This window comes from Marinobacter sp. RI1 (genome assembly GCF_041155085.1).
GTDB lineage: Bacteria > Pseudomonadota > Gammaproteobacteria > Pseudomonadales > Oleiphilaceae > Marinobacter > Marinobacter nauticus.
On sequence record NZ_AP031605.1, the window covers coordinates 691,241 to 704,621 of the forward strand.

Sequence of the window (13,381 nt, forward strand, 5' to 3'; positions counted from 1 at the left end):
TCCTGCTGGTTCCGTGCCTATGGAAAACGCCTAGCATACTACTCTCCGGGTACTTGTGCCTCCGTACCTATGTGGTAAGCGGCAAACCCTGCCATCACCACCTGATCCACCGCCATGCCGATGATCCGGCCGTCCGAGGAGGCGCGAATCGGATGCTGTTCGTTGGTGATTGGATCGGCGACATAACCCAGTACCTCGCCCTCGGATACCGTCGCTCCCAGCTTGATTTCGCTGAACAGGATGCCGCCATGCTGGGCCCGGATCCAGGTAGAGTCGTAATACACCGGCTCCGGATCGCCCCAGACAAACATGCGGGAAATCATGCCGTGCTTTTCCATCAGACTATTGAGGCTGTTTACCCCCGCTTCGATCTGGTGTTCCTGGATGCGCAGGGATTCCCCGGCCTCCAGTGTCACGGTTCGGATTCCTGCTTCGGTAGCCGCGGTACGCAACATGCCGGGTGAACCGGAACTGTGAACCACGGCCATCCGGTCAAAGCCCCGGGTGAATTCGGCGACATCCGGATTGTTCATGTCGGCCCGGAGTTGCGGCAGGTTGGTGCGCTTGAGTGACCCGGTGTGAATATCCACCAGCATGTCGCAGTGCCGGATAACGTTGTTAAACAGGGAATGGGCAACGCGGTCGGCCAGTGTGCCGTCCGGGGTGCCGGGGAAATGCCGGTTCAGGTCGCGACGATCCGGCAGATAGCGGCTGCCCTGCTGAAAGCCGGTGAGGTTCACGATGGGCACGCCGATAACCCGGCCACTGAGTTTTTCCGGGTTCAGGTCGTACATGCTGCGACGGACAATCTCGATGCCGTTGAGCTCGTCACCATGAACCGCGCCGGTCAGGCACAGGGTCGGGCCCTGGTTAACGCCATTGACCACCAGTACCGGGGTAATCTGGGACAACCCGGCAATCTGAATGCCTGGTGACCAGGCCAGTCGTGTCGCAGTACCGGGTAGAATTTCCTTGCCCAGCAGTGTGAAACTCTCTGCGGGCACGGGTGCTGCGGGCTCCGGTTCCTTCTCGGCAACATCGTCCGGGGACACCGGGGTGTTGCTCCCGGCCGCGTCGGCTGTGCCGGATTGTGTTTCGGCCTGAGGTTCCGGCTGCGCGGCAGAATCCCCGGAATCGCTTGCCTCGGGCTCCGGCTCCGGCAGCGGGGCCACTTCTTTCAGGTCGATATTGGGTGCAATTTCACGGGGCTTGTTGGCTGCCTCCGGTGCCTCCACCGGGGGGTCCTGCGGGCTGCTCTGTTCGCTGGTTGTCTCAGCCTGGGCGCGTGCCTGCGCAGAGCCCCGGCGGGGTTCCGAGTGCTCAACATCCTCAACGTTTTCATCTTCCGCCAGATCGGCCACCAACAGGGCAGTGGCGTCTGCCTTGGAACTGACTGCCTCGGCCAGCACGGCGGGCGTCGCCAAAACCAGGAGTGATGATGTGAGTGCGTTAGTGATGGAATATCTGAGCCTTGCTCTCAGCATAAGTCCTCAATTACCTGACGATGTGGCCCCAAGGATAGGGATGAGCCTCAATCATGAATACGGCTGTGACAGAGGTTTAATGCCACTTTCATGAAACCGGGCCGAATTTACCCGGTTCAATATGGTGAAATGTCATACCACTGCTATCTTGCAGTGATATGACTGTTTTACGCCCGTCAAGGAGAGAACTGAATGGATCTTTTGCGAATTCTGGTAGCAATTCTGTTACCGCCGTTAGGCGTCTTTTTACAGGTTGGTATCGGCAAGCATTTCTGGATCAACATCCTGCTGACCATCCTGGGTTACATTCCGGGCATCGTGCACGCGGTATGGGTGATCGCCAAGAAGTAGGCTCAGTCTGGCGCGACCACGTGCCAGAGCCCGTCGTCGGCGAACGCCCTGTGTTCGGCTTCCAGCTTCAGCAGGTGCGCGAGCGCTGAGCGGGCGGCCAGGCCGTGAATGGCGGCCGGGACATCGTCATAGGCGCTGGCGGTCAGGTCTTTCAGACTGACCGGTGCCAGCGCCTCCAGAGCCCGCCACACTTTGTGTTCCCGGGACAGCCGGTGGGTGATCAGGTAATCCATAACTGCCGCAGGCTGGCCCATCAGAAAACCATGGGCCGGTGCAATGAAGCGCACAGGCTCGGCCAGCAGATCGTACATGGAATCAATGTAGGCCTTCATATCACCGTCCGGCGGGTTAATCACCACCGTTGATCCCTGCATGATGTGATCCCCGGAAAACAGTAATTCCTGATCCAGCAACAGATAACACAGGTGGTTCGAAGCGTGGCCCGGGGTATGCAAAACCTTCAGGACGCCCGCTTCGGTCACAATCAGATCGCCGTGCCCGGGTTGATCATCCGATGTGAAGCTCGAATCCTGCCCCGCGCCCTCCGGCGCTGGCCAGCCAAATACCCGGCAACCGGTGCGGGCCTTGAGTTGGGCCACCGCCGGGGAGTGGTCCATATGGGTGTGGGTAACCACCACCTGATCCACCACACCACCGGTGAGCTCCAGAATCCGTTCGATATGCGCGTCGTTCGCCGGGCCGGGGTCCAGCACCGTAAAACGTTCATGGCCAAGGATATAGGTGTTGGTGCCCGGGCCGGTCATCATCCCGGGGTTCGGCGCGGTCAGCCGGATAACCCCGGCGGCCACCTCCACCGGTTCCCCGGGAACAATCTCCGCACGGGTTGACCCTTCACCTTCCGGATCCAGCTTGACTGCCTCGTCATAGGCCGGAGCGTTGGGTTCCAGCATCACCGGCTTGCCCTTGCGCACTGCCGGCCAGGGCTGATCCGGAAACGCCTCCGGGGGATTGGCGTGGGCATAACGCATCAGCTCGCCGGTCGTGCCGAACTCACTCAATACCCGCAAGGTCCGGATCGTCGGTAACCCCAGCAACCGGGCACCGGCCCGATGTTCTTCAAGCGCCTGAGCCGGCGCAATCCAGACGTGATCAATGGTTTCGGTACCATCATGGCTCGCCACCTGGCCTTCCGGCGCCACCGCTACAAAAAACCGGGTATCAAAACGGCGCGGCGGCCCCGGTGGCGTCACCCAGTGGCTCAGATACGCCAACCGGTCCAGCGGCACCGTCAAACCATGCTTCGCACACAACTGCGCCAGCGAAATCTCCTCCTGAAACAACGCCATTCGCTCACTGTGAACCCCGTGATCGGCGCCAATCAACTGACCGGACGCATCCTGAGCCAGCAGGATCCCCGCCTCTTCAAAACACTCCCGAACCGCCGCCAGCATGTAATCCGCCCCACCTTCATCCAGACTCATGGTCTGACTGATGTCGGCATCCTCCACACCCACCACATGAGCCCGCCCCTCAGGCTCCTGCGCATTCACCGCACCCCCCGGGAACACGTAATAACCCGGCAGAAACACCGCATCCCAAGTGCGTTGCAGAAGCAGGACTTCAATACCGTTATCGGTATCACGGGTCAGAATCAGGGTGGCGGCGGGACGGATGTTCATAGGCTTCTCAGCGTCTTGTTAGTGTTTTTGGTGCGCGCAGAACGTCAGCGTGGGGATTGGGGATGAGCTTTCCAAAAATTTGCGGAGCCAGGGATGGCGGAGCAGAAGCGCCACATGGATGTGCCGAAGGAGCGGTTTTTGGAAAGCTCATCCCCAAGCGCCACAAACGCCAGCTTAAATGCGCATAGTTGTTAGCAAGATACCCGAACAACCCACAGGATGAGAAGCGACAAAGGTCGGAGTATGATGCACCCCCATTACTCAATCGCACCAAGCGCACCTCAGGGGACCCCAAGTGGCCAGAATCAAACTCGACTTTCCCGACACCGCCTTCACCTTCGAAACCCGCCTGCCGGTACGCATCACCGACATCAACGGCGCCAACCACCTGGGTAACGACGCGCTGATCTCCATGCTGTCTGAAGCGCGCGCCCAGTTCCTGGTGGAGCACGGCATTGAAGAGGCGGGCCACGATGGTGTGGGCATCATCGTCACGGATCTCGCGACCATGTACCAGGGAGAGTCCTTCTACCCGGACCTGCTGCGCTTTGAAGTGGGGCTGATGGATTTCAACAAATACGGCGGTGATTTCGTGTTCCGGGTCACCAAGGTCGACAGCGGGCAACCAGTGGCGCTGGCCAAGTACGGTTTCGTGTTCTTTAACTACCAGAGCCGGGAAGTAACCCCCATGCCCGAGAGCTTCCGCGCCCGGTTTGCCTGAGTATTACCCCTGCTGGCGCAACCGGCTCATACCCTGGCGATACAGGCTATAGGCCATGGTGCCGGCCAGCAGGTTGCCCACCAGAGCGCCGGACATCAGCCCGGTCAGCCCGGCCAGTTGCCCGCCAATCCAGAGCAGGGGCAGATAGCAGGCGAATAGCCGCAGGGTGGAAATCAACAGTGCGCGCATGGGCATGCCCAGCGCGTTGTTGACTGACACCATCAGAATACACACGCCAAGCCCGCTGTAGCTCAGTGGCACTCGCAGCAGATAGCTCACCAGAATGTCCTGTACTCCGGCATCGCGGCTGAACAGGCCAGAGACGAAGCCGGAGGCGGCCAGCCAGATCAGCCCGATGGCCAGCTGCCAGATCACGATAAAGCGCACCGCAATGCGAACCAGCTTGCGGATCTTCTCGATTTCCCCGGCCCCCAGCATGCGGCCGATCATCGGCGGCATGGACATGGTCAGGGCCAGCACTACCACAATGGAGAAGAACTCCAGGCGGGTGCCCAGGCCCCAGGCGGCCACCGCAGCAGAGCCGAACCCTGCCACCAGTGCCGTGGCCAGCATGGCTGAGATAGGTGGCATCAGCTGGCTGACCATGGCCGGCGCCATGATGCCGCCGAGCTGGCGTACAGCCTGAGCCAGTTGCAGCTGGAGCAGGTCGAATCTTAGCCACTGGCGTTTGAGCAGGGTCGGGTAGACGATCAGCGCGCCAATGCCGAAGGCCGTGATGGTGGCCCAGGCGGCGCCGGGCAGACCCCAGCCGAACACGAAGATGTACAGCGGGTCCAGGGCGATGTTGAGCAGGCTGGTGATGATCATCATGTAGCCCGGCAGGCGGGTGTCGCCATTGGCGCGGCACACAGCGTAGCTGAAGTAGACCATGGCGCCGGTCCAGGCGGATAGCAGCCAGGGTGCCCAGTATTCCCTGATGACTGGCCGCAGGGCCTGTTCGGCGCCGAGCAGGTCCAGGATCAGGCTTTGCAGGAGCCAGACCGACAGGCACAGGAGGAAGGCCAGGCCGGCCCCAATGGCGACCACCAGGCCGCCCAGGCGTTGTGCGCGCATGTCGTCGCCCTGGCCCAGTGTGCGGGAGATGATGGCGGTGGTGGCGATGCCCAGCCCTACGTACATGCCGCTGACCAGTTGTTGCATGGGCACGGTAAAGCCCAGCGCTGCCAGCGGGTCGCGGCCTAGTTGGCCGACGAAGGCGCTGTCGGTGAGCTGGAAGGTCATCAGCGAGAGCACGCCGAAGAGCATGGGCCAGGTCATGTGGTAGAGCTGGCGGCCCAGGGAGGCGTTTTGCAGGTGGTTTTGCACGTTAGCTTGAGGGCCTTGGTATTGAGTGTGGCGGGGATTCTAGCAGTTCTTGTGTCGGGTGCATGCACTCGGCTCAGATGCGAGCGACCGAGCGGGGTGGGCTTTCCAAAAAACGCTCCTTCGGCACATCCATGTGGCGCTTCTGCTCCGCCATCCCTGGCTCCGCAAATTTTTGGAAAGCCCACCCCACCCGGTCACCCGGACGGCGGTGCAATACCCTGTACTCTATCGATCAACAGGGGTTTGGAGGTTCAATGAATATCAGAGCACACTCAAAGCCGCATCGTAATCCGGCTCGTTCTTGATCTCGTTGACCAGTTCGCTGTGGATTACCTTGTTGTTCTCGTCCAGCACCACCACCGCGCGGGCGCAGAGGCCGGCGAGGGGGCCGTTCTGGATGGCCACGCCGTAGTCCTGCTGAAAGCTGTAGTTACGGAAGGTGGACAGGGTTTCCACGTTTTTCAGGCCTTCGGCGCCACAGAAACGGGAAGCGGCGAAGGGCAGGTCCGCGGAGATAACCAGTACTACGGTGTTGTCGAGGCTGCCGGCCTTTTCGTTGAACTTGCGGGTGCTGGCGGCGCATACACCGGTGTCGATGCTGGGGATGATGTTGAGGATTTTGCGTTTACCGGCCCAGTTGTCGAGCTTGACTTCTTCCAGTCCGCTGCTGGTCAGGGTGAGGGGCGGTACGTTGTCGCCCGGCTGGGGAAATTTCCCGCTTAGTTCAATGGGGTTGCCGTCGAGGGTGACATTACTCATATGCTGCTCCTGAGTTTGTTGAGAGTTCCTTGGTTTTACGTTCTGCAACTTACTCTGTGTAGCTTACTTTGGATGACTTTTCATCCCCGACTTTAGCTAGATCATGCTCGTGCGAGCCTTTCAGGCGCTGGCTTTTCCGGTTTCGAAGGCTTTCGCCGGGTAGCGCTGTACCAGCAGCAGGTAGCCGATCATGGCCAGGCCGGCGCAGGTGGCGATGACGGTGGCCATCACCAGAGGGGTGCCATTGTGCAGGGCTCCGACGATGGCGCCGGCGATGGCGGCGGCGCTCATCTGGATAAAGCCAAAAAGCGCGGAGGCGGAGCCGGCCATGGTGGGGAAGTTGGCCAGGGCGCCGGCCATGCACTGGGGCAGTACCAGGCCGGTACCGGCCATGAAGATGGCCTGGGGGATCATCACCGCCCACGGGCTGTAAACCTGTTGGTAGGCCAGAAGGGCCATGATGGCACCGCCGGCCAGAGCGGTGATCAGACCGTAGAACAGGATCTGATCCGGCCCCAGGAAGCGCGCCAGTCGGATGGAGCCCAGATTACCAGCGATGTAGCCCACGACGATGGCGGCGAAGTAGAAGCCGAAGTGCTCCGGCTGAACCCCCAGTACGTCAATCAGCACGAAGGACGCGCCAGACAGGAAGGCAAACAGCCCGCCGTAGATGGCGGCGTTGGTCAGGGTGTAGCCAATGAAGCTGGCGTCGGTGCTGATGCGCCGGTAGTTGGCGAACAGGTGGCACAGGCGCAGGGGCTGGCGATACTCCGGTTTCAGTGGCTCGGGGATGCCAAAAGCGGTGACCGCCGCCATGACCAGGGCGTAGCCGCCCATGGCGATGAAGATCCAGTGCCAGCTGAGACCGCCGACCATCAGGCCGCCCAGGGTAGGGGCCACGGCCGGTGCCAGGGCCATGATGCTGGCCAGCAGGGCGAGGATTTTGGCGGCTTCCCGAGGGGTATAGATGTCGCGGATGATGGCGCGACCCAGAACAGGGCCAGCGGAGCCGCCCAGGGCTTGCAGGAACCGGAACAGCTGCAGGGTTTCGATGTTGTTGGCCAGGGCGCAGCCGATGCTCGCAACAGTAAAGAGCAGGAAGCCACCGATCATGATGGGTTTGCGGCCGAAGCGGTCGGCCAGCGGCCCACAGATGAGTTGTGCGATGGCGAAGCCGGCCAGATAGACGCTCAGGGTCAGCTGGACCTGATCGGTGCCGGCATGGAAGTCGGCGCCGATCTGGGGCAATGCTGGCAGGTACATGTCCACGGCCAGTGGCCCGAGGGCGACGGCGGCGGCCAGCAGTATGGTTGTCCAGATACTTGTGAGTGCTAACACTATTTGTCCTTTTATTGAGGTTAGGTGCGAGTGAGCTATCGCCTCCCAAAAAACGCTGTAAATACTTCCATGTACGCTCTGCTCCGCCATCCCTGGCTCCGCAAGTTTTTGGGAGGCGATAGCTCACTCACACCACCCGTCGTATGGAGGGGAAGTCTAGGCGGAAGCAACGTTGGGGATAATGCCTGCTGGTCTCATGCAATACATGAACAAAATTGATTGATTAATCGTTCAGCCCGTTCATGGTCGCTGCAACCGAATTCACCTGGTTGCGTACCCAGCGGTGGGCCGGGTCATTCTGGTGCCGTCGGTGCCATAGCATCAGCAGGGTAAAGGGCTTGTAGTCGAAGGGAAGTGGAACCCAGGCGAAGTCCCGCATGAGTTGTGCGCTCATGCGTTCCGGGGCGGTGGCCAGCATGTCGGTGCCGCGGAGGAATTCGGGCAGGCCGGAGAAGTTGGAGACGGTGACCACGTTGCGGCGGTCCAGGCCCTTGGCGTGAAGGGTGTTTTCAAAGCCGGGCCGTTCGCCGGTGGCGAACATCAGGGCGATGTGATCGGCTTTCAGGTATTCGGCCAGATCTGTCGGCGCGTTGCGTTGGTTTGGGTCGTAGAACACCACCATGCGGTCCGCCATCAGGCCCCGTTGCATGATGTCCGTGGTTTCCGGTGCGTGCGGGCTGATGATCAGGTCGCAGGCTTCTTTGCGCAGCATGTCGGCGTTGGGGATGCCGGAGGGAATCACCTGCAGCTGGATGCCCGGGGCCTGCTGCCGCAGGATTCGGAGCAGCCCGGGCAGAAGCAGATCCCGCTGGTAGTCGTTGGCGGCAATGGTGAAGGTGAATTCCGCCGACGCCGGCTCGAAGGGCGGCCCGGAGGGCAGGGTGCGCAGATCGTCCAGCAGCTGGCGGATGTGGGGGCCGGTGCGCAGGGCGTAGTCGGTGGGTACAATGCCGCGCCCTGATTTCACAAACAGGGGGTCGCCGAAGGCCTGTCTCAGGCGCTCGAGGGTGTGGCTCACGGCCGATTGGGTAACGCCCAGACGAACCGCCGCCCGGGACACGCTGCCCTCATCCAGAACCGCCACAAACGTTGCCAGGGATCGCAGATCCAGGCTCAACATATCAACAGGTTTCATGGGTGGCAGTTTAAAGCAGGGAAGACGGAAAGTCAGCGGTGGAAAGCCCTCCCTGCCACCTGCCGCCTGTGAAAGTAGTATCAGTCAGACCTTGCGGCCAACCAGTCGGCCAGCTCAAGCCAGGACGCCCGGGGCGCTTTGCTTCCGGCCAGTATCCCCATGTGCCCGCCGGGGGCCACCCGGAAGGTCTTATCCGTGGAGCTGACGTGGTCCATCACTCGCTTGGCGGCACCGGGTGTAGCGAGGGTGTCCTCCTGGCCGGCGATGGCCAGTAAGTTGGCGTTTACGTTCTCCAGTCGAGCGAAGTCGTCGCCAATCTGGATCTGGCCTTTGGCCAACTGGTTATCAATCCAGACCCGGACCACGGTGTCCTGAATGACGCCACCGGGGTAGGCCACCATCCGGTCCAGAAAGGCCGAGGTGGTGGCATGGTTGGTTACGAATTCGCGGTCGCCCAGGCGCACGATCAACTCCCAGTAGCCCATCACACTGCCAACCGGGTTGGTTAACTTGAAGCCGATGGTGTTGGCCCAGCCCGGCGTGTGGAACCAGTGCGGTTTCATGTCGTGGAGCCGGAAGCCGGTTCGCTTGCGCACCAGTTCGGCGACATCGGCAATCCGTTGATACATCCAGCCAATCAGGCCGGAAGCATGGCTGTCGATGGGCAGGCCCAGGACGATGGCGTTGCGGATGTGCTGGTCCTTGCTGAGGGCAGAGTAGAACAGCGTGAACATGCCGCCCATGCTCCAGCCATGCAGTGACAGTTCCTGTTCCCCACTGTGTTCCCGGACTCGATTCAGATACTCAGGCAGGAATTCGGCAACATAGGTATGCATGTTGTAGTGGGTGTGTTCCCGGCCCGGCATACCCCAGTCGATCAGATAGACCTCAAATCCTCTGGCTCGAAGGAAACGCACCAGACTTCGCTGGGGAAACAGATCATAGATCAGCATATTCACGGCCAGAGGAGGAATGATGACGATCGGCGTGCGGTGGGTCTTGCGTTCTACCGGGATCACCATGCCATCCAGTTCGATGAAATCCTCCTCCAGCGGCGGATAGTATCGCAGGCTCACCAGCCCATTGCTGTGCAGGGTTTCGAACGGGGTCTGGCCTGCCTGTACCAGGCTGGCCGCCCGGAAAATCCGGTCGAAGGCATTGCCAGCGTAGAGTGCGCACTGGCGGCCGAGGCCGGAGGAGGTCTTGATGGCGGATTTCAGGGGGTTGCGCATAGGGTATCCGGTGTAGCTGCGGTGCGTGTGGAGTCAGATAATAGAGTGGATTCATTCCCCCAGCCATGGCAAGACTGTCACATCCGGTCGGCGTTTTGGTCACTTCGGGCCACTGCCCAAGCGGCTGCCAGGTTGCTATGATTGCGGGCTTCGGAAACAACAACCACAACAGGATGCCCATGCTCAGTTTCCTGCCTGCCCCCGTTATTGGCGTGCTTAATTCGCTGCTACTAGGCCTGAACACCGTGTTCTGGTGCCTGCTGCTCTATATCCCCGCGGTGTTCAAGCTGGTGATTCCGCATAAGGGTTTCCGGGTGTTGTGCACCCGCGTGATCATCTGGATTTCGGAGTCGTGGGTGGCCTGTAATACAGGCTGGATGAAGCTCACCCACAATACCCGCTGGCACGTGGAAGGCGCCGACAAGCTCAAGCGCGAGAGCTGGTATCTGGTGCTCAGCAATCATCAGAGCTGGGTGGATATCCTCGCCATGCAGCGGGTGTTCAATCGCCAGGCGCCGTTTCTGAAGTTCTTCCTGAAACAACAGCTGATCTGGGTGCCGGTGATCGGCCTGGCCTGGTGGGGGCTGGATTTCCCGTTTATGAAACGCTACACCCGGGAGTATCTGATCAAGCACCCGGAAAAACGGGGCGATGACCTGAAGGCGACCCGCAAGGCCTGTGAGAAATTCCGCTACACGCCGGTGAGCGTGATGAACTTTGTGGAAGGCACCCGTTTTACCCCGGCCAAGCACGACCGGCAGAAGTCACCATACCAGCATTTGCTGGTGCCGAAGGCCGGTGGAGTGGCCTTTGTGCTGGATGCCATGGGGGATTCCATTGATACCCTGGTGGATGTCACGATTGCCTATCCCGATGGCGCTCCAACGTTCTGGGACTTCATTTGCGGGCGGGTGCCGGAGATCCGGATGACCATTGATACCCAGGCCATTCCGGAACACCTCAAGGGCAGGGATTACTCTGAGGACGCCGAGCACCGCCGCAACGTCAAGGACTGGTTGGGCGATCTGTGGCGTGCCAAAGACGAGCGGCTGGGACGAATGCTGGCCCGGCAGGACCAGAACCTCAGCTGATGCTGTACCGGGTCAGTCGTCGTCTTCGACCTGATCCGGGTGTTCCTTCTTGAACCTTTCCCATTCTTCCCAGTCATGGGGAGTACCGGCATGGGGCCGTTTCAAATGCCTGGCATGCTCCATGGCATTGTGGCGCAGGCTATGGTCGGGCTCTTCCTCTTCTTTGTCGAAGCCGTACTTTCGCAGAAATTCTTGAGGACTGATGGGCATAACACACCTCCTGAAAACAGAAGACCTCTGAACAGATACGGTGTGTCTGCCCGGCTGGTTTTCAACCCTTGTCGTTGGTTCCGGGATTAATGTCCTCGGCCTCGAGCAGTTTGAAGTTGATCTGCCGACGCTCTTCGTCCACACCGGAAAAGCTCACGGTTACCCGCTGGTCCAGCTGGAAGATCCGGCCGTTCTTGTTGTGCACCAGGCGCAGCGTAACCGGATCAAAGCTGAACTTGCCCTCCAGGTCCTTGCAACTGACAAAGCCTTCCAGGCCATTGCAATCCAGGCGCACGAAAAAACCCGATGGCATGGTGCGGGTAATGGTGCCTTCCATCGGATCTGCTGGCAGGCCTTTGGCGTAATCGCTCTTGAGCCAGGCCTCCAGGGTGTTGGCAGCCATGCGGGCGCGGAACTGGGTGGTCTGGAGACTCTCCAGCTGCTGCGGGTTCAGTGCCTTGATGGGTTGATCCCAGAGTGCGGCCTTGATCAGACGGTGCACGTAGAAGTCCGAGAACTTGCGCAGCGGTGAGGTAAAGGTGGTGTAGGCCGCCAGTCCCATACCCTGATGCGGAGCAGGCTCGAACCCCAGTTCGGCCCGGGCCAGTTGGCGCGAGAGAATGGACTTGACCGGCACATCGGCCTGCAGGCCATCGGTGTGCTTCATCAACGCCTTGAAGCCTTCGGCACTGGTGGCATCCAGTTCGGCCAGATGCGGGGCGTAGCCCTCCAGCAGTTTACGGATATTGTCGGCGCGGTCGTCCCGCAGCCCCGGATGCTGAATGAACAGGCCTTGCCCCTGCTTTTCCAGGAAATCGGCCGCACAACGATTGGCCGCGACCATGCATTCTTCCACCAGACGGTGGGCTTCGTTTTGCACCGCCGGTTCTATCACCCGGATTCGCTTGTTCTCGTCCAGACGCAACCGGAATTCGGGGCGATCATTGCTCAGTAACGCGTGCTCCGAGCGCCATTTGCGCAGGGCAGTGGCGGCCTGATGCAGCTGGTCCAGGCTGTTGGCGACTGCTTCGGGCAAGGCCTTGATGTCATCGTCTTCCCGACCTTCAATCAGGTGTGACACCAGCTCATAGCTCAGCTTGCCCTGGGAGCGGATGACGGCCTGGCGAAAGCTGTAGTCGCCCAGGCTGCCATCGTTGTTCACCTGCAGGTCGCACACCAGGGCCAACCGGGGTACCTCTGGCATCAGCGAGCACAGGCGGGTGCTGATGGCGTCCGGTAACATCGGCAGTGGCTCACCCGGGAAATAGATGGCGGTGGCGCGGTTAAAGGCTTCTTCTTCGGCCGGGCTGCCCGGCTCGATCATCGCGGTCGGGTCGGCGATGGCGATGGACAGGGTCCAGCCAGTGGCATTCGGGGTTGCCATCAGGGCATCGTCCATATCCTGGGTGCCCGGACTGTCGATGGTCACGTAGGGCTGTTCGGTACGGTCTTCCCGGCCCTCGCGGTGTGAGGTAACGGATTCCTCAGTAAGGGTTTCGGCCTGCTTCTGCACTTCTTCCGGCCAGGCATCGGCCAAATCAAAGTTGGCGAGGGTGAAGGCCCGTTCGATGCCCGGCTCACCGGCCTTGCCGATCACCCGCAGCACCTTCGCCTGGCCCTTGCCGTCCTTGATCGGATGGCGGTGAATCTGGCAGTAGATGAAATCATCGGGCTGGGCGCCCTTGCGTTCTTTCGGCGGAATAAAAATCCAGCGGTTGATGCCCGGGGTTTCCGGTGCCACAAAGTGGCCTTTGCCCTTGATCAGATAGCGGCCCACGAAGGTGGTCAGGTGCGATTCCAGCAGCTCGTCGACAACGCCCTGGGTTTTGCCTTTTTCCACTTCGTGTTCGGTGACATTGACCCGATCACCGGGCAGGACTTTCTGCATTTCCTCGGGAGGCAGAAACACATCCCGCCCTTCATCCAGGGCCACAAAGCCGAAACGACCGTTGGTGGACTTGACGGTACCGGGGAAGACCACCTTGTTCTGTTTGATGTCGGTTTTCAGCTGGCGCAACTGATTGAGAGCGTCGGCGTTGAGCATGAAGAGATAACCTGAATAAAAAAGTGTGTTGCAGCGGAGTATAACGGTTC

Annotated in this window: 12 protein-coding genes; 3 read left to right on the forward strand and 9 right to left on the reverse strand. The window is 60.5% G+C overall.

The window, feature by feature from the left end:
• Positions 1-38: 38 nt before the first annotated feature.
• Complete coding sequence (locus ACAM27_RS03090; RefSeq protein ID WP_369612536.1) at positions 39-1,484, reverse strand: succinylglutamate desuccinylase/aspartoacylase family protein; 1,446 nt, start codon at positions 1,482-1,484, stop codon at positions 39-41.
• A 192-nt stretch (positions 1,485-1,676) separates the two neighbouring features.
• On the opposite strand from ACAM27_RS03090, the gene ACAM27_RS03095 reads away from it, so the two are divergent.
• Positions 1,677-1,835, forward strand: a complete 159-nt coding sequence (locus tag ACAM27_RS03095) for a YqaE/Pmp3 family membrane protein (protein WP_014423048.1) — start codon at positions 1,677-1,679, stop codon at positions 1,833-1,835.
• A 2-nt stretch (positions 1,836-1,837) separates the two neighbouring features.
• Here the strand turns inward: ACAM27_RS03095 and ACAM27_RS03100 are convergent, their stop codons facing one another.
• Positions 1,838-3,475 carry an MBL fold metallo-hydrolase gene (locus tag ACAM27_RS03100; RefSeq protein WP_369612537.1) on the reverse strand — a complete coding sequence of 546 codons (1,638 nt, stop codon included), beginning with the start codon at positions 3,473-3,475 and terminating at the stop codon, positions 1,838-1,840.
• A gap of 295 nt (positions 3,476-3,770) precedes the next feature.
• Between ACAM27_RS03100 and ACAM27_RS03105 the strand changes: the two genes are divergently transcribed.
• Positions 3,771-4,196 (forward strand): thioesterase family protein, encoded by a 426-nt coding sequence (locus tag ACAM27_RS03105; protein WP_222534104.1) that lies wholly within the window; start codon positions 3,771-3,773, stop codon positions 4,194-4,196.
• Positions 4,197-4,199: 3 nt separating this feature from the next.
• On the opposite strand, the gene ACAM27_RS03110 is transcribed toward ACAM27_RS03105, so the two are convergent.
• The 5 genes from ACAM27_RS03110 to ACAM27_RS03130 form a co-directional block, all read right to left on the reverse strand.
• Positions 4,200-5,522 (reverse strand): MATE family efflux transporter, encoded by a 1,323-nt coding sequence (locus ACAM27_RS03110; protein WP_226538073.1) that lies wholly within the window; start codon positions 5,520-5,522, stop codon positions 4,200-4,202.
• Positions 5,523-5,783: 261 nt separating this feature from the next.
• Positions 5,784-6,281 carry a thiol peroxidase gene (gene tpx, locus ACAM27_RS03115; RefSeq protein WP_113879326.1) on the reverse strand — a complete coding sequence of 166 codons (498 nt, stop codon included), beginning with the start codon at positions 6,279-6,281 and terminating at the stop codon, positions 5,784-5,786.
• Between the two features lie 120 nt (positions 6,282-6,401).
• Positions 6,402-7,619, reverse strand: coding sequence for a Bcr/CflA family multidrug efflux MFS transporter (locus ACAM27_RS03120; protein WP_222447362.1), 1,218 nt, complete (start codon positions 7,617-7,619; stop codon positions 6,402-6,404).
• 223 nt (positions 7,620-7,842) lie between these two features.
• Positions 7,843-8,754 carry a LysR family transcriptional regulator gene (locus ACAM27_RS03125; RefSeq protein WP_369612538.1) on the reverse strand — a complete coding sequence of 304 codons (912 nt, stop codon included), beginning with the start codon at positions 8,752-8,754 and terminating at the stop codon, positions 7,843-7,845.
• Between the two features lie 80 nt (positions 8,755-8,834).
• The gene (locus tag ACAM27_RS03130) at positions 8,835-9,986 is read right to left on the reverse strand and encodes an alpha/beta fold hydrolase (RefSeq protein WP_369612539.1); all 1,152 of its coding nucleotides are present in this window, start codon (positions 9,984-9,986) and stop codon (positions 8,835-8,837) included.
• A gap of 179 nt (positions 9,987-10,165) precedes the next feature.
• Here ACAM27_RS03130 and ACAM27_RS03135 point away from each other — a divergent pair, with 179 nt between their 5' ends.
• Positions 10,166-11,077 carry an acyltransferase gene (locus ACAM27_RS03135; RefSeq protein WP_170155434.1) on the forward strand — a complete coding sequence of 304 codons (912 nt, stop codon included), beginning with the start codon at positions 10,166-10,168 and terminating at the stop codon, positions 11,075-11,077.
• Between the two features lie 12 nt (positions 11,078-11,089).
• Here the strand turns inward: ACAM27_RS03135 and ACAM27_RS03140 are convergent, their stop codons facing one another.
• Positions 11,090-11,287, reverse strand: coding sequence for a hypothetical protein (locus tag ACAM27_RS03140; protein ID WP_011787196.1), 198 nt, complete (start codon positions 11,285-11,287; stop codon positions 11,090-11,092).
• 61 nt (positions 11,288-11,348) lie between these two features.
• Complete coding sequence (locus ACAM27_RS03145) at positions 11,349-13,331, reverse strand: ribonuclease R family protein (RefSeq protein WP_114434958.1); 1,983 nt, start codon at positions 13,329-13,331, stop codon at positions 11,349-11,351.
• Positions 13,332-13,381: the final 50 nt, after the last annotated feature.